The sequence below is a fragment of the Bacillus thermotolerans genome, from assembly GCF_000812025.2.
GTDB classification, from domain to species: domain Bacteria; phylum Bacillota; class Bacilli; order Bacillales; family Domibacillaceae; genus Quasibacillus; species Quasibacillus thermotolerans.
This window is the reverse complement of record NZ_JWJE02000003.1, coordinates 39,004-55,101: the sequence shown is the minus strand read 5'-3', so window position 1 is coordinate 55,101 and position 16,098 is coordinate 39,004. Positions and strand designations below refer to the sequence as shown.

Genomic DNA, 16,098 nt, shown 5'->3' with positions numbered 1-16,098 from the left:
TTTATATTTTTCAGAATATAGAATATACATAACTTATTTTTCTGATATACATCTAGGAGGAAGTCTACATGGTTACATTTTTAGCATCTTTACTATTACTTGTTGTTGGTTATATGACCTACTCTAAAGTAGTTGAACGTGTATTCGTTATTAACGATAATCAAAAAACACCGGCTTACACGAAGCAGGACGGCATGGACTATATGCCGATGAGCTGGTGGAAGGGATCCTTGATTCAATTATTGAATATCGCGGGTCTTGGACCGATTTTCGGTGCGGTAGCCGGAGCGTTATATGGTCCGGTCGCATTTATCTGGATTGTCTTCGGCTGTATTTTCGCAGGAGCAGTACATGATTACTTCTCAGGCATGCTGTCGCTTCGCCACGGTGGAGCACAATATCCGTCTCTTGTTGGCCGCTATCTCGGCAATGGAATGAAAACAGCTATTAACGTTTTATCTATCATTTTAATGATTTTAGTAGCGGCAGCTTTTACAGCAGGACCGGCTCAATTAATTGCGCAGATTACGCCGCTTAGCTTTACAGCTGGATTAGTCATCGTCTTCATCTATTTTCTACTGGCAGCGATTCTGCCAATCAACCGCATTATCGGAAAGATTTATCCGCTCTTCGGTGCGATTCTAATCTTTATGGCAGGTGCCATCGCTGTTGCTTTGCTTTTTGGTGAGGCGCCGATCCCGAACCTGACACTTGAGAACCTTCATCCAGGAGAGCTGCCGATCTGGCCGCTGTTGATGGTAACCATTTCTTGTGGAGCGATTTCAGGCTTCCATTCTACACAAAGTCCGATCGTTGCCCGTACGATGAAGAAGGAATCAGAAGGGCGCAAGATTTTCTACGGAGCTATGGTAGCAGAAGGGATCATTACGTTAATTTGGGCGGCTGCAGCCATGACGTTCTTCCATGGCACAGAGGGTTTACAGGCGGCTATCGCTGCCGGAGGGCCAGCTGGAGTTGTTAATGAAGTTTCATCTTCTCTGCTTGGTACACTGGGCGGCGTGCTGGCCATCTTAGGTGTTATTATTCTGCCGATTACGACAGGAGATACAGCGCTTCGTTCTTCACGAATGATTCTAACTGAGATGGTGTCCAAACGGATGAACACGGAAAAGAGAAGCGTCTCGCTGATTCTTTCCTTCGCTGTTGCGGCACCTATGTTCTATTTATCAACGATTGATTACTCGTTCTTATGGAGATATGTTGGATGGACAAACCAGGTAGTAGCTACAGTAATGCTGTGGACGGCTGCTTCCTATTTGCTGAAAGAAGCGAGAAATCACTGGATAGCAGGTGTACCGGCCATGTTCATGACAGGGGTTGTATGCACTTACATCTTCTATGCACCTGAAGGATTTGGCATGGATTATACGATTTCCATGATCATCGGCTTTACTCTAACAGCGATCATTGGCTGTATTTATGCTTGGCAGATTCTTCGTCATAAACGAATGACAGAGGAAAATGGTGTAACCGTGAGCCAGGTCTCTTAATGAATAGAAGGCTGCAGATGATTCATTCATTGAATCATCTGCAGCCTTTTTTGTTTTAGCATGTTGAATACGTTAAATATTCAGGAGAAAGCTTGCGGAAATGACGAAAATTTGCCAACCTATTGATAGGAGTTTGAAAGGACGGCTAATGATGAAGGGAAAAATTAAAGAGAAAATTACGTTACGGGCACTCATTGTCATGCTCGTCGTACTAGTGACCGGTTTGTCTCTTGGTGTTACGTATACACTGGTAGCGAGCGAGACAGCTAAATTGAAGCGCCAGTCGCTCGAGGAGAAGGTGAAGGATACCTCAAGGCTCGTTGCGGAATCGGCTATTGTTCGCGATGGGATGTCAGGCGAAAGACCGGTGGAGGATATTCAGCCATTTGTAGAGGACATTCGCAGACAGACAGAAACCGATTACATCACCGTTTTTAATATGGAGGGCATTCGTCAATCCCACCCTAATCCTGAGCTGATCGGCCAGCCATTTCAAGGAGGAGATGAGGGACCGGTGCTCTCAGGGAAAGAGCATTTCTCCACAGCTGAAGGCTCCCTTGGGCTGTCCATCCGTTACTTTACTCCGGTAAGAGACGGGAGCGGACGTCAGACGGGGGCCGTAGCGGTCGGTGTGACGCTTGAACAAGTGGAGGAAGCGATTTACAAAAGCCGGTCTATTATTTATACCGGTATGGCAGCAGGGCTGGTCGTCGGTGTGTCAGGAGCGTTTTATCTCGGGCGTCGTGTCAGGAAGGTGATGTTTGGCCTGGAGCCGGGAGAAATTGCCCGTTTGCTGGAGGAACGCAGCATTTTAATCGAATCGACTCATGAAGGGATTGTTGCTGTGGACCGGGACGGGCGCATTACGCTCATTAACGAAGCTGCTAATCGTCTGCTGGATAAAGCAGGGAAAGTCGGTCCGTTCAGGGGACGGAAAGCCGAAGAGGTGATCCCGAGCTTTTATGTATCATCGGTGCTGCGGGATGGCAAGCCGGCCGTTGATAAAGAAGCAGAGGTGAACGGATCTATCTTTTATGTGAACAGTTCCCCGTTAAAGGTGGGGGAGCACATCATCGGGGCAGTATTGACGTTCCGCGATGAAACGGATGTCAAGAAGCTGGCAGAGCGTTTGAGCGGAACAGAGATGTATGCAGAAGCCTTGAGGGCGCAGACGCATGAATTTATGAATAAGCTTCATGTCATCTTAGGACTCGTGCATATGAAGGATTACAAAACGCTCGCTGCTTATATCGAAGAGATTCACGTGCGCTACCAGGATAGCATTGGTTACTTGGCTCGCCGCATCAAAGATCCCATCATTGCGGGGTTCCTGCTGGCGAAGATGAGCTATTCAGCGGAACAGGGAAAAGAGGTCGTACTGTCAGAGGATTCTTACTTACCGAATAAACAGGACAGCCGCTTTACACATGAGCTTGTGACGATCATTGGCAATCTCATTGATAACGCCTTAGAAGCGACACCGGTTGATGGGCGGCCTATAACGGTGTTAATCGAAGTGCAGGAAGAAGAGCTGATTGTTGAAGTGAAGGATCATGGAAAGGGCATGGATGACCCGGAATCCGCTTTCCAAAAAGGCGTGTCTGAAAAAGGAAAAAGCCGCGGTTTTGGTTTGCACCTGGTTAGTGAGAGCATTCAGCGGCTGAATGGGGAGATTCAGGTATTATCCGAAAAAGGCAAAGGAACGATCATAGAAGTGATTCTGCCATATGAAAGAAGGGGGAAAACCATTGATTAAAGTAATGGTCGTAGAGGATGATCCGATGGTAGCCGAATTGAATAAGCAATATATTGAAGCGGTGCCAGGCTTTCGGGCCGTGGGACAAGCAGCCGCCGAAGAGGTGATGGAGAAGCTTGATGACCTCCAGCCGGACTTGCTTCTGCTTGACATTTATATGCCAGGTCTCAACGGACTTGAGCTTTTGAAAAAGCTTCGGGCAAGCGCCGCAGAAGTAGATGTTATTATTATCAGTGCCGCCAATGACACACATAGTATCCAAAAAGCCATGCGCTATGGCGCGGTTGATTATTTAATTAAGCCTTTTCATTTTGAACGCTTCCAGCAAGCGCTTCTGTCTTATAAGGAGCGACGCCAATTTTTTACGGTGACGGAAGAAGTAAAGCAGAAGGAGATCGACCACTTTCTCCACCGGCTAAGGGAGAGAAAGTCAACGGTTGATTTACCGAAAGGCTTGACGAAGGCTACGCTGGCTGCTGTGTGGAAGGCTGTGCTGCAGGAAGAGGAAGAGGATTTCTCCGCAGAAGATGTTGCCTTCAGCTCAGGTGTTTCGCGTGTATCTGTACGCAAGTATTTATCTTTCCTGCAGGAAGCAGGCATCCTGTCGGTGGATGTTTCCTATGGCTCTGTTGGCCGTCCGCAAACCCGCTATCGAATTAACCGGGCAGTGATCGGCCGGGTCAACCAGCTCCTGAACGTACATGCTGATGACTGAAGCAGTAAATAGAAAAGAGTTGGTTCTGTAGTAAAAAGAACCAGCTTTCTTTTTGTTTTAATTTGAAAGCGTTTGCTTTTTTTATTTTCAAAAATATTTTTTTTATTACATTATTCCACAATTTTCGCCAAATGCAGTATCTTAATAGTAAGGAGTTTACGAGAAAGTAAAGGGGGAATAATAGATGCTGCAACTAGCAGGAAATGTATGGAATGAATGCTGGAAAGCTCACGATAAAATTAAACAGATGCTGTTTTTTGCTCTTCCTAAAAAAGAAAGCGCTTTAAAGAAAGAAAAGCTAGATGACCAACCAACTGTAGGGGATCCGAATGGCGGCAACGGTCCAAAAAGATATATGTCACCCGCTCAATGGATCGGCTTTTTCCTTGGTCCCCTGCTATTCTTTGTGATGATGTTCTTAATTTCGCCTCCGGGGCTCACTCCCGATGCGCAATCTGTACTGGCTATTACGGCTTGGGTAGCAGTTTGGTGGATTACAGAGGCGATTCCGATTCCGGTTACGTCGTTATTGCCGCTTATTTTAATGCCGATGACTGGTGCGTTAGATGGGGATGCGACAGCTGCCGCTTACGGTGACCCGATCGTCTTCTTATTCCTTGGCGGTTTTATGATTGCGATGGCGATGGAGAGATGGGACTTGCACCGCCGGATTGCCATGGCGATTGTTGCCTTTATTGGTACAGGCTCTAAGCGTATTGTACTTGGCTTTATGATTGCTACTGGCTTCCTGTCTATGTGGGTATCCAATACAGCGGCTGTTATGATGATGGTGCCAATCGGAACAGCGATTACGTATCAGGCGGCTCAAATTGTAAAAAAAGCTGGAGACAAGTCGATTGATATTAAAGGGTTCGAGAAAGCTGTTATTTTTGGAATCGGCTTTGCCGGTACGATCGGCGGTCTCGGTACATTAATCGGTACACCGCCAAATATCATTATGGCAGCAGCCGTGAAAAACCTGTACGGCGTAACGATTTCGTTCGCTGACTGGATGTTCCTTGCTGCTCCGGTAGTGTTCATTATGCTTATCGTTGCTTGGCTATATCTTGTTAATATCGCTTTTCCTATTAAATTTAAAGAGCTTCCGGGTGGAATGGAATTAATTCGCTCAGAGAAGCAAAAGCTTGGAAAGATGTCATCAGAAGAAAAACTTGTGATGGGTGTGTTCGTATTCGCAGCCTTCATGTGGATCACACGCACATTCCTATGGCAAGATCTGATCCCGGGCATCAGTGATACGATGATTGCGATGATTGCTGCAGTATTACTATTCATCCTTCCGTCTCGTCAAAAGGGCGGTGCTTTATTAGATTGGACAGTATCACGTGACTTGCCATGGGGCGTACTGCTTCTATTCGGCGGCGGTCTTGCTATCGCAGCAGGCTTTGCTGAAACAGGGCTTGCACAGTGGATTGGTGAACAATTAACAGTTCTTGAAGGAATGCAAATGCTGCTCGTTGTTGTCTTTGTTACAACCTTCGTTCTATTCTTGACAGAGATTTCTTCAAATACAGCAACAGCTACAATGATCATGCCGGTATTGGCTTCATTGGCTCTAGCGATTGATGTGCATCCATTTGTACTAATGATGCCAGCTGCTATGGCGGCGAACTGTGCCTTCATGCTTCCGGTAGGTACACCTCCGAATGCGATTATCTTTGCGACAGGCAAAATTAAGATCAGCGAAATGGTACGGGCAGGATTCTGGATTAATATAATCGCCATCGTTCTGATCGTTTCAGCTATGTACATTGTTATGCCAATGATCTTTGGTGTAGAGATTGGCTCTTTCCCTGAAAGTTTTAAATAAGAATGAAGAAAGATAAAAAAGCGTTCCGTTTGACGGAGCGCTTTTTTGGAATGATTTTTTATGAGTTAGTCCGGCTTTTGTTTTATGGCTCTTGACGGGAATTGTCAGAAGGGTTAAACTACTTATAACTTCATCATGTTAGCACATTAGCGAACTAAAGTGCTGGCGTGAAATATTCAATGATCGGGTGATTGACTATGTCCAAGCTGTTGATGTTCGAAAAGCCTGTGGGAATGCGTGATACGCTGCCTCACATTTATGAAACGAAACGAAAGCTGAAGGAAGCAGTAGAGAAGGAAATGAGGAGCTGGGGTTACCGTTTTATCGAAACGCCAGCTTTGGAATATTATGAAACTGTAGGAGAAGCATCAGCTATCTTGGACCGTCAGCTGTTTAAATTGCTGGATCAGGCTGGACATACGCTTGTGCTTCGTCCGGATATGACGGCGCCTATTGCTCGTGTAGCCGCTTCAAAGTTGTTGAAGGAGCGGGTGCCGCTCCGGCTTGCGTATTCGGCGAATGTCTACCGCGCGCAGCAGCGTGAAGGCGGGCGGGCTGCCGAGTTTGAACAAATCGGTGTAGAGATGATCGGGGATCAGACAACCAGTGCAGATGCTGAATTAATCTCACTGTTAGTGTCTGTTTTGAAGAAGGCCGGTCTGAAGCGATTCCAGGTATCTCTTGGCCATATCCGCTTTACCGATGAATTGTTTAAGCAAATTCTTGGAACGGAAGAGCGAGCGGAATATTTACGGCGGTTTTTATATGAAAAGAACTATGTTGGCTATCGTGAATACGTGAAGAGTCTGTCTCTTTCTTCTATTGATAAACAGCGCCTGCTTCGTTTTCTTGATTTATCCGGAGGAAAGGAATGCTTGGAGAAAGCGTCTGAGCTGATTGAAGGCCAGGCAGGGCGTGAGGCAATAGAAGAGCTGAACAGTGTATATGAGCGTTTGGAAGAGTATGGGGTGGCCGAATATATAAAATTCGACTTGCCGCTTGTCAGCCATATGAGCTATTACACAGGCCTGTTATTTGAGGTGTATGCGGAGGGTGTCGGTGTGCCTGTCGGAAATGGCGGCCGCTATGACCAGCTGCTTGAAAAATTCGGGCGTCCGGCAAGTGCTACTGGCTTCGGTTTACGCGTAGATATGCTGATCCGTGCACTGGACGAGCTGGCAGAGGAAGAAGCGGTTCACTGTATTTTATTCAGCAATGAGCGCCGTGTTGAGGCGATTCAGGAAGCGGCCGCCAGACGGGAAAAAGGAGAAGCGGTCCTGCTTCAAGATGTTAATGGCGTAGAAGATGTAGACCGGTTTACAGAAGCATATGCCAGTGTTTCATTCTTTCTTGGAAAAGCAGCAAGCGGAAAGGGGAATTAACCAATGTTAACGATAGCGATGCCAAAGGGGCGTATTTTTGAAGAAGCGGCGGCCCTTCTTCGTGAGGCGGGGTACAAGCTGCCTCCAGAATTTGATGAATCCCGCAAACTTATTATTGAAGTGCCTGAGGAGAACATGCGGTTTTTCTTGGCAAAGCCTATGGATGTAGCGACTTATGTAGAACACGGGGTAGCTGACCTTGGGATTGCCGGAAAAGATGTCCTTCTTGAGGAAGAACGGGATGTATATGAGCTGATCGACTTGAAAATTAGTCCATGCTATTTGGCGGTAGCCGGCTTGCCGAACACCTCTATTGATGAAGTAGCACCGAAAATTGCGACGAAATACCCGAGCGCAGCCTCTGCTTATTACCGGACGAAAGGCGAGCAGGTAGAAATCATCAAGCTGAATGGTTCCATTGAGCTGGCACCAATGATCGGACTAGCTGACAGGATCGTCGATATTGTATCTACCGGGCGGACGCTCAAAGAGAACGGACTGGTCGAATATGAAAAGATTGTGGATATCACATCAAGATTAATTGTCAATCCAGTCAGCTACCGCATGAAGGACCAGGAAATTGGCCAGCTTGTCAGCCGACTGTCAGAGATTATTTCAGAAAAGGCAGTGTGAGAGTATGAAAATCCAAAGTGTCACTGAAGAATTATCATTGAAGCGCTCTGTGGACAGCGGCACAGAGGAACAGCGTACAGCGGTCCGGCAAATTATTGAAGCGGTTCGTTCGGAAAAAGATGCAGCTGTGAAAAGGTATACAAAGCAATTTGACGGTGCGGAGCTTCATGAGCTGCGGGTTACACAGGAAGAGATAGAGGAAGCATACCGTGAATTTCCAGCGGACATGACGGAAATCATTAAAGAAGCCGCCGATAATATTTTCGCTTTCCATGAAAAGCAGCTAAGACAAACATGGACGTATACCGATGACAACGGAACGATGCTTGGGCAGAAGATGACACCGCTTGATTCAGCGGGTGTTTACGTACCTGGAGGAACCGCTGCTTATCCATCCTCTGTGCTTATGAATGTCATGCCGGCTAGAGTGGCTGGTGTGGAGCGCATCGTTATGATCTCACCACCTGGCAAAGATGGACGTCTGCCGGCGGGCGTGCTTGTCGCAGCGGATATTGCGGGTGTAAAAGAGATTTACAAGGCGGGCGGTGCTCAGGCGATTGCGGCACTTGCCTATGGTACGGAGTCGATCCGTCCGGTGGATAAAATCACGGGTCCCGGCAATATTTTTGTAGCGCTCGCGAAACGGGAAGTGTTCGGCGATGTGGACATTGATATGATCGCTGGACCGAGTGAGATTGCCATATTGGCTGATGAAAGTGCGTATCCAGCGGAGGTTGCTGCTGATTTGCTTTCGCAGGCAGAGCATGACCCAAGAGCGAGCAGCGTACTCGTTACACCTTCCCGAAAGCTTGCGGAAGAAACAGCGGCTGAAGTAGAAAAGCAGCTCTCCAGTCTTCCGCGTGAAGCAATTGCCCGGCAGGCAGTGGAGCAATACGGCGCTATTTATGTTACGCGTGATTTGACAGAAGCGATAGATGTTGTCAACCAGCTTGCACCAGAGCACTTGGAAATCATGACGGAGCAGCCCTTAACGATTGTTGAGGAGATCCGCCATGCCGGCGCCATTTTTATCGGACGCTACAGCTCGGAGCCGGTGGGTGATTATTTCGCTGGCCCGAATCACGTATTGCCAACGAACGGGACAGCCCGCTTTTCTTCACCGCTCAATGTGGACGATTTTATGAAGAAATCCAGCTTGATTATGTACAGTGGGCAAGCTTTTGAGGAAAACGTTGATAAGATTGCTGCGTTTGCTCGTCTAGAGGGATTGGAAGCACATGCGCGAGCAGTGGAGATTAGAAAACAAAACAACTAACTAAATATATAGATGAAATTAGCAGAAGGAGATGGACATAGTGAGCAACCGGGTGTCAGAGCTAAAGCGTCATACAAATGAAACGAAAATAGACCTCGCTTTTTCGATTGATGGAGAAGGAAAAGCAGATATTCAAACAGGCGTTCCTTTCATGGACCACATGCTGGATTTGTTTACTAAGCACGGACAGTTTGATTTAACGGTGAAAGCAGATGGAGACACGGAGATTGATGATCACCATACAACAGAGGACATCGGTATTTGCCTCGGGACGGCCCTAAAGGAAGCGTTAGGAGACAAGAAGGGCATTAAGCGATACGGCAATGCCTTTGTACCGATGGATGAGACGCTTGCTCAAGTCGTAGTTGACTTAAGCAACCGTCCGCACTTTGAAATGCGCGGAGGAGAGTTCCCGTCTCAAAAGGTAGGTACCTTTGATACAGAGCTTGTATATGAGTTTCTCTGGAAGCTGGCGCTCGAAGCCCGAATGAATCTGCATGTGATCATTCATTACGGAAGCAACACACATCATATGATTGAAGCGGTATTTAAGGCTCTTGCCCGGGCGCTCGATGAAGCCACGATCGTCGACCCTCGTGTGAAAGGCGTGCCGTCAACGAAAGGAATGTTATAATGATTGGGATTGTAGATTATGGAATGGGCAACTTATTCAGCGTCAGCAAGGCGCTGGAGAGAATTGGCGTTCCTTATGTACTCAGTGAATCACCGGAAGAGCTTAATCAGACAAAAGGATTAATTTTGCCAGGTGTCGGTTCGTTCAGGGACGCGATGGCTTTATTGAAGGAGAAGAAGCTGGATACATTCCTGCATGAGTATGTAGATAGTGGCCGCCCATTGCTTGGCATTTGCCTCGGCATGCAGCTGTTATTCCAGGAGAGTGAAGAAAATGGCCACACAGCAGGACTCGGCTGGCTGAAGGGCCGCATTACACGCATCCCAAATCAAGATGACGAGCGTGTGAAGGTGCCTCACATGGGCTGGAATCAGCTTGCTTTTCATAAAGAATCGCCTGTCCTGAACGGAGTGGAAGAAGGCTACGTCTATTTCGTTCACTCTTACTACGCGGCAGAGGTGGATGAAGAATCACTGCTCGCAAGCACGGTATACAGTGTAGAGATTCCGGCAGTTGTCGGCAAAGGCAACGTATTCGGCATGCAGTTTCACCCAGAGAAGAGCGGCCATGTCGGCATGCAGCTGTTAACGAATTTTGCAAAAGCAATGGAGCAATCGGAGGCGATCATATGAGTTTTACGATTTATCCCGCCATTGATATGCGCGGCGGCAAGTGTGTACGTTTAAAGCAAGGTGATTATAATCAGGAGACGGTATATGGCGACTCTCCATTTGATATGGCAAAGTCCTTCGTAGAAGAAGGTGCGGATTGGATCCATATGGTTGACCTTGATGGGGCAAAGGATGGAAAGCGGATTAATGACCGCTTTGTTATCGAAGCAGCAAAGAACCTGAGTGCAAAGGTGCAAATCGGAGGCGGTATCCGTTCAGAAGAGGATGTTCTTCATTACTTAGACAGCGGAGTGGATCGTGTTATTATCGGCAGCCTGGCTGTTTCCAATACAGCTCTCGTAAAGGAGTGGCTTGGAAAATACGGCAGCCGCATAGCGATTGGTTTGGACGCGAAGGACGGCTACGTGGCTACACATGGCTGGATTGAGACCTCTTCTTTAAAAGCAGTGGACCTTGGCCGGGAGCTGGCAGAAGCGGGAGCAGAAACATTTATCTTCACCGACATTGCGACTGATGGTATGCTGTCTGGTCCAAACATAGAAGCGGCTGTTCAGCTGGCAGAAGCAACGGGCAAGCAAGTCATCCTGTCCGGCGGCGTGAGCTCGCTTGCCGATTTAAAGGACGCTAAGCGCTATGAAGAAAAAGGTGTCAGCGGAGCGATTGTCGGAAAAGCGATTTATACAGGACAGTTTACTGTAAGAGAAGCATTGAAGGAGGTGGGCGAGGCGTGATTACAAAACGAATTATTCCTTGCCTGGATGTAAAGGAAGGACGCGTAGTGAAAGGCATTCAGTTTGTACAGCTGCGAGATGCCGGAGATCCCGTTGAGCTTGCCAAAACTTATGATGAGCAAGGAGCCGATGAACTGGTTTTTCTTGATATTTCTGCTTCTCATGAAGGCCGGAAAACGATGGTTGAGGTTGTACAGGATGTGGCTTCACAGCTGGCGATCCCGTTTACCGTTGGAGGCGGCATTAATTCTTTAGAGGATATGAAGCGTATTCTGCGTGCGGGGGCGGATAAGGTCTCGCTGAATACAGCAGCTGTGCTGAATCCAGAGCTCATTACGGCTGGAGCAGATTATTTCGGTACACAGTGCATTGTGCTGGCGATTGATGCGAAATGGGATGAAGAATTGGGGTCTTGGCGAGTGTACACCCATGGCGGCCGCAAGCCGACGGACCGCGAAGTAATTGACTGGGCGAAGGAAGCTGTGGCACGCGGAGCAGGTGAAATTCTGTTAACCAGCATGGACTCGGATGGCGAAAAACGCGGCTTCGACATAAAGCTGACGAAGGCAGTTAGTCAAGCCGTCACTGTACCGGTTATTGCTTCTGGGGGTGCGGGCCAAGCGGATGATTTTCTCGAAGTGTTTGTTGAGGGGGAAGCGGATGCCGCGCTGGCTGCCTCCATTTTCCACTATAAAGAAACAAGCGTTAGCGAAGTAAAAGGCTTTTTAAAAGATCGGGGAGTGAACGTAAGATGAGTGTAACAGTAGATGATATTCAATTTGATGACAAGGGCCTTGTGCCTGCCATTGTGCAAGATGCCGCTACATATGAAGTATTAACGCTTGCTTATATGAATAAGGATTCACTGAATCGGACGATTGAGAGCGGAGAAACATGGTTTTTCAGCCGTTCCCGTCAGGAGCTTTGGCATAAAGGAGAGACGAGCGGCAATACACAAAAGGTAGTCAATATTAAGTACGACTGCGACAAAGATGCACTTGTTGTGCTCGTAAAGCCGAACGGGCCAGCTTGTCACGAAGGAACAACAAGCTGCTTCGAAAACTCCCTGTACGGTGAACAGGCGGAAACCCTGCCTTACACAATTTTGCATAAGCTGGAGGAAGTCATTGCTGATAGAGAGCAGCAGCGTCCGGAAGGCGCCTACACGACTTATCTGTTTGAAAAAGGTGTGGACAAAATTTTGAAGAAGGTCGGAGAGGAAGCAGCAGAGGTGATTATTGCTGCGAAAAACCGTGACAAGGACGAGCTCCAGTGGGAAGCAGCGGACCTTCTTTATCATTTGCTTGTTCTTCTTCGCGAGCAGAAAGTGCCATTAGCGGATGTCCTCAGTGTATTAGCGAAGCGTCACGAAGAAAAAGGGAAATAAGAAAAAAGGGCGTGTCTTGTATAGAGGCGCCCTTTTTGTGTCAAAAAGCGGAAGTTGTCTGCAAGGCGCTAGAGAGCAGGAGTATAGAGCGGATCCAAATATAAAAGCGTGTATTTTCTTTTGAACTGCCTTCTTTTTTGTTCGCTGATTTTTAAACTTTCATTCATGCTGTTTACTGTGGTCTGTGTTATACTCAATTGAGTTAATTAACCATGTTCGGAGGATTTAGATGACAAGGAACTCAAAGATACGGAAGGAAAAAGGCAAGGTTGTCTCTTTTTTGCCGACGGGAGAGTATTACTATAAAAGAGGGTTAGAGGCATTGCGAAGAAGAGATCTTCAGCGAGCGAAGAAATATTTATCGCGCGCGATGGATCTTGAGCCGCTTGAACCAATGATTGCTTGCCAGCTGGCGATTGTCGAAACAGAACTAGGCAATTTCGAACAGTCGAACGGCTTGCTGCATTTTATATTAGATGATTTAGATCCGCACATGGTCGAGTGCCATTATTTTTTAGCGAATAACTATGCTCACTTGGGAGAATTTAAGGAAGCATTCAAGCATGTTAAAGAATACTTGGAGCAAGAAGAATCAGGAGACTTCAAGGAAGATGCAGAGGATCTGCTTGATTTAATTGCGCTGGACAGCGAGGAAGAATTTGAAGAAATGTATCAGCAGGATGAATTAATTACCTTGCAGGAGGAAGCACGCTATCTTCTTGAAAGCGGCAGCTTTGAAAAGGCTGTTGCACGCCTGCAGGAGGTTATTGAGAAGCATCCTGACTACTGGTCTGCTTATAATAACTTAGCGTTGGCTCATTTTTATCTTGGCAACTCTGATGAGGCGTATCGGGTGCTTGAAAAGGTGCTTGCTGAAAATCCGGGGAATTTGCACGCGCTTTGTAATAAGGCAGTCTTTTTATTTTACGAGAAGAAATATACGGTCTTAAAAGGTTTAATGGACCTGCTGCGCAAGACTTATCCGATATTGCCTGAGCAGCAATTTAAACTCGGCGCAACATTAGCGTTGGTTGGCCAGTATGAAGATGCGTATTACTGGCTGAAAAAGCTGTATCGCAAAGGAGGAGGCGGAAGCGAGCCTGCCTTTTACTATTGGTTGGCTCATTCTGCTTACTACTCAGGGCGCATGGAGGCGGCTGAGAATGCTTGGAATCAGCTGCTCAAGCTCAATCCTGAGAAAGCAGGACAAGAACCGTGGTCAGATACGAAAGCCTCTTCCATTTATGAAGAATATCAGCCTGCTGCCATTGTCAACCGGCTGAACAGCCAGCAGGAAGAGGAGCGTTTGTTTGGCATTTTCCTTTTATCGCTTACAGAAGATCGCAAGGAAGTGATGAAACAGCCGGGTTTTTGCGATATTGAATCCCTCGCATTCCGGGAGAAGATTTATCTGGCAGACGTGCTGGGCGTGACCGTGGATGAAAAGCTGAAAGAAGAAGCCAATATACGTCTGGCTCATGAAACCGCACTGGCTCTTTATTCGAAATTACAGTCATTGAGCACAGAGGAAGCAGGTCTCTTCCTGCTTTGGTTCTCCGTGTTTAGCGAGCTGGCAGATGATCATGTTCATTTGAAGAACAGCCGGGCGTTTGCAGCGGCAACAGAATATGTTTGGAGAAAGTTCCGCGGGGAAAATAACTCACAAGCAGACCTGGCAAAGGAATATGGTATTTCGCCTTCTACGCTGCAGAAGTATGTGAAGCTTGTGCGCGAGCATCTGTAATGAGCAGAAAGTTAGACGAAACCGGCTCTTTGTCTTACCATATAAGCAGAGAATAATTTATACGAATTAGGGTATTCCTATGAAAAAAGGAGTGTATCGTTGTGGCAGAAGAACAGATTTATGATGTGGCTATTATCGGGGCCGGCCCGGCTGGTATGACGGCCGCTGTATATACATCACGTGCCAACCTATCTACAGTAATGATTGAGCGCGGTGTGCCTGGCGGCCAAATGGCAAATACAGAAGAAGTAGAGAACTATCCAGGATATGACCATATTTTAGGTCCTGACTTATCGAATAAAATGTTCGAGCATGCGAAGAAATTCGGTGCTGAATATGCTTATGGCGATATTAAGGAAATTGTAGATGGAAAAGAGTACAAGATTATTAAAGCGGGAGCTAAAGACTTCAAGGCTCGTTCTGTCATTATTGCAACTGGAGCAGAGTGGAAAAAGGTCGGTGTACCGGGGGAAGAGGAACTAACTGGCCGAGGTGTTTCTTACTGTGCAGTCTGCGACGGGGCCTTCTTTAAGGATAGAGAGTTAATTGTTGTCGGCGGCGGAGACTCAGCCGTTGAGGAAGGAACGTATTTAACTCGCTTTGCTAAAAAAGTAACGATCGTTCATCGCCGTGACGAGCTGCGTGCACAAAAGATCTTGCAGGATCGTGCTTTTAAAAATGAGAAAGTGGACTTTATCTGGAGCCACACAGTGAAAGAAATTCATGAAAAGGACGGAAAAGTCGGCAGCGTAACGCTTGTGTCAACAGAAACAGGCGAAGAGCGGGAAATGCCAATCGACGGTGTGTTTATCTATGTCGGCATGAAGCCGATCTCCAAGCCGTTCGTTAGCCTTGGCATTACGAATGAGGCAGGCTATATTGTAACGAATGACCAGATGGAAACAGAAGTGCCAGGCATCTATGCTGCTGGTGACGTACGTGATAAAACACTGCGTCAGATCGTTACTGCTACAGGAGATGGAAGTATTGCTGCGCAGGCCGCTCAGCGCTATGTAGAAGAGCTGAAAGAAGAGCTAGGGGTTAAAGCGTAAAGCGCAAGAACACATGCTTAACGTGCTAGTTACAGAGACGTAATACACCTGAAATAAAAGTGTGATACAGTAAGACAGTAATTAGCCCCCCTATAACTAATAACTTAAATAAGGCTGTTCCGACGCCAGAATGATTGCAAGCGAGGTCATTGGCTGTTCGGGAACAGCCTCTTTTTTTGCATACTTGCTGATGATAAAGTGTATCATTGAGAACACTGGTGTAAACGTAGTATAATAATAAGAATGGGAGAAGAATCGAACGAAGCACTTGTATAGAATGGCTTGGAGGTGGAAGCTTGTGCAACGGGTAACCAACTGTTTGTTGTTAAAAGATGATCAAGTATTGCTTTTGCAGAAACCCCGCCGTAACTGGTGGGTAGCTCCTGGCGGAAAGATGGAACCGGGTGAGTCCATTCGTGACGCTGTTATTCGTGAGTACAGGGAAGAAACGGGCATTTATTTGCGTCGTCCAGCCGTGAAAGGGATCTTTACCTTCATTATTAAAGATGGAGATGAAATCGTTTCCGAATGGATGATGTTCACATTCTTTGCTGAAGAAAGCGATGGGGTATCGATTAAAGAATGTGAGGAAGGCCAGCTGGAATGGCACCCTGTCAGCAAAATTAAAGAGTTGCCTATGGCAGAAGGAGACCGCCATATTCTTGAATACATGGTGCATGGTACAGGGATCATTTATGGTGCCTTTACATATACACCAGACTTTAAGCTCCTTTCCTACCGCCTTGATCCTAACTAATAGACAGTAAGGAAGGGCGAAAGGAGCGATCAATGTAAGCAGTGCCTATATAAAGCG

Annotated in this window: 15 protein-coding genes; all 15 read left to right on the top strand. The window is 47.0% G+C overall.

Going from position 1 to position 16,098, the window contains the following annotated elements; all coding sequences use genetic code 11:
* The first annotated feature begins 68 nt into the window (after positions 1-68).
* The 15 genes from QY97_RS02245 to QY97_RS02175 all read left to right on the top strand — a co-directional run bounded on the left by QY97_RS02245 (position 69) and on the right by QY97_RS02175 (position 16,041).
* Positions 69-1,511: a carbon starvation CstA family protein gene (locus QY97_RS02245; RefSeq protein ID WP_039230807.1), complete on the top strand. Its 1,443-nt coding sequence runs from the start codon at positions 69-71 to the stop codon at positions 1,509-1,511.
* A gap of 151 nt (positions 1,512-1,662) precedes the next feature.
* On the top strand, positions 1,663-3,267 hold the full coding sequence (dcuS, locus tag QY97_RS02240) for a DcuS/MalK family sensor histidine kinase (protein ID WP_039231007.1): 1,605 nt from the start codon (positions 1,663-1,665) through the stop codon (positions 3,265-3,267).
* The gene (locus tag QY97_RS02235) at positions 3,260-3,982 is read left to right on the top strand and encodes a response regulator (protein WP_039230805.1); all 723 of its coding nucleotides are present in this window, start codon (positions 3,260-3,262) and stop codon (positions 3,980-3,982) included. The genes dcuS and QY97_RS02235 overlap by 8 nt, the downstream gene beginning before the upstream one ends.
* Before the next feature lie 184 nt (positions 3,983-4,166).
* The gene (locus tag QY97_RS02230) at positions 4,167-5,813 is read left to right on the top strand and encodes an SLC13 family permease (RefSeq protein WP_039230802.1); all 1,647 of its coding nucleotides are present in this window, start codon (positions 4,167-4,169) and stop codon (positions 5,811-5,813) included.
* 197 nt (positions 5,814-6,010) lie between these two features.
* Positions 6,011-7,195 (top strand): ATP phosphoribosyltransferase regulatory subunit, encoded by a 1,185-nt coding sequence (locus tag QY97_RS02225; protein ID WP_039230798.1) that lies wholly within the window; start codon positions 6,011-6,013, stop codon positions 7,193-7,195.
* A gap of 3 nt (positions 7,196-7,198) precedes the next feature.
* Entirely contained in the window at positions 7,199-7,828 is a 630-nt protein-coding gene (hisG, locus tag QY97_RS02220; RefSeq protein WP_039230795.1) for an ATP phosphoribosyltransferase, read from the top strand.
* 4 nt (positions 7,829-7,832) lie between these two features.
* Positions 7,833-9,104, top strand: coding sequence for a histidinol dehydrogenase (hisD, locus tag QY97_RS02215; RefSeq protein WP_039230793.1), 1,272 nt, complete (start codon positions 7,833-7,835; stop codon positions 9,102-9,104).
* Between the two features lie 52 nt (positions 9,105-9,156).
* Positions 9,157-9,738 (top strand): imidazoleglycerol-phosphate dehydratase HisB, encoded by a 582-nt coding sequence (gene hisB, locus QY97_RS02210; protein ID WP_408606235.1) that lies wholly within the window; start codon positions 9,157-9,159, stop codon positions 9,736-9,738.
* On the top strand, positions 9,738-10,370 hold the full coding sequence (gene hisH, locus QY97_RS02205) for an imidazole glycerol phosphate synthase subunit HisH (RefSeq protein WP_039230789.1): 633 nt from the start codon (positions 9,738-9,740) through the stop codon (positions 10,368-10,370). The genes hisB and hisH overlap by 1 nt, the downstream gene beginning before the upstream one ends.
* Entirely contained in the window at positions 10,367-11,101 is a 735-nt protein-coding gene (gene hisA, locus QY97_RS02200; protein WP_039230787.1) for a 1-(5-phosphoribosyl)-5-[(5-phosphoribosylamino)methylideneamino]imidazole-4-carboxamide isomerase, read from the top strand. The genes hisH and hisA overlap by 4 nt, the downstream gene beginning before the upstream one ends.
* Entirely contained in the window at positions 11,098-11,856 is a 759-nt protein-coding gene (gene hisF, locus QY97_RS02195; RefSeq protein ID WP_039230784.1) for an imidazole glycerol phosphate synthase subunit HisF, read from the top strand. The genes hisA and hisF overlap by 4 nt, the downstream gene beginning before the upstream one ends.
* Positions 11,853-12,488 carry a bifunctional phosphoribosyl-AMP cyclohydrolase/phosphoribosyl-ATP diphosphatase HisIE gene (gene hisIE, locus QY97_RS02190; RefSeq protein ID WP_039230781.1) on the top strand — a complete coding sequence of 212 codons (636 nt, stop codon included), beginning with the start codon at positions 11,853-11,855 and terminating at the stop codon, positions 12,486-12,488. Before hisF ends, hisIE begins: the two co-directional genes overlap by 4 nt.
* A 229-nt stretch (positions 12,489-12,717) precedes the next feature.
* On the top strand, positions 12,718-14,232 hold the full coding sequence (locus QY97_RS02185) for a tetratricopeptide repeat protein (RefSeq protein WP_039230778.1): 1,515 nt from the start codon (positions 12,718-12,720) through the stop codon (positions 14,230-14,232).
* Positions 14,233-14,333: 101 nt separating this feature from the next.
* Positions 14,334-15,284 carry a thioredoxin-disulfide reductase gene (trxB, locus tag QY97_RS02180; RefSeq protein WP_039230775.1) on the top strand — a complete coding sequence of 317 codons (951 nt, stop codon included), beginning with the start codon at positions 14,334-14,336 and terminating at the stop codon, positions 15,282-15,284.
* 298 nt (positions 15,285-15,582) lie between these two features.
* Complete coding sequence (locus QY97_RS02175; RefSeq protein WP_039230772.1) at positions 15,583-16,041, top strand: NUDIX hydrolase; 459 nt, start codon at positions 15,583-15,585, stop codon at positions 16,039-16,041.
* Positions 16,042-16,098 lie beyond the last annotated feature (57 nt).

Bases quoted from the DNA above. Each gene is read 5' to 3' on its own strand.
- hisD (WP_039230793.1), top strand. From the start codon at position 7,833: ATGAAAATCCAAAGTGTCACTGAAGAATTATCATTGAAGCGCTCTGTG.
- QY97_RS02245 (WP_039230807.1), top strand. From the start codon at position 69: ATGGTTACATTTTTAGCATCTTTACTATTACTTGTTGTTGGTTATATG.
- QY97_RS02230 (WP_039230802.1), top strand. From the start codon at position 4,167: ATGCTGCAACTAGCAGGAAATGTATGGAATGAATGCTGGAAAGCTCAC.
- hisH (WP_039230789.1), top strand. From the start codon at position 9,738: ATGATTGGGATTGTAGATTATGGAATGGGCAACTTATTCAGCGTCAGC.
- dcuS (WP_039231007.1), top strand. From the start codon at position 1,663: ATGAAGGGAAAAATTAAAGAGAAAATTACGTTACGGGCACTCATTGTC.
- hisIE (WP_039230781.1), top strand. From the start codon at position 11,853: ATGAGTGTAACAGTAGATGATATTCAATTTGATGACAAGGGCCTTGTG.
- QY97_RS02185 (WP_039230778.1), top strand. From the start codon at position 12,718: ATGACAAGGAACTCAAAGATACGGAAGGAAAAAGGCAAGGTTGTCTCT.
- hisG (WP_039230795.1), top strand. From the start codon at position 7,199: ATGTTAACGATAGCGATGCCAAAGGGGCGTATTTTTGAAGAAGCGGCG.
- hisA (WP_039230787.1), top strand. From the start codon at position 10,367: ATGAGTTTTACGATTTATCCCGCCATTGATATGCGCGGCGGCAAGTGT.
- QY97_RS02225 (WP_039230798.1), top strand. From the start codon at position 6,011: ATGTCCAAGCTGTTGATGTTCGAAAAGCCTGTGGGAATGCGTGATACG.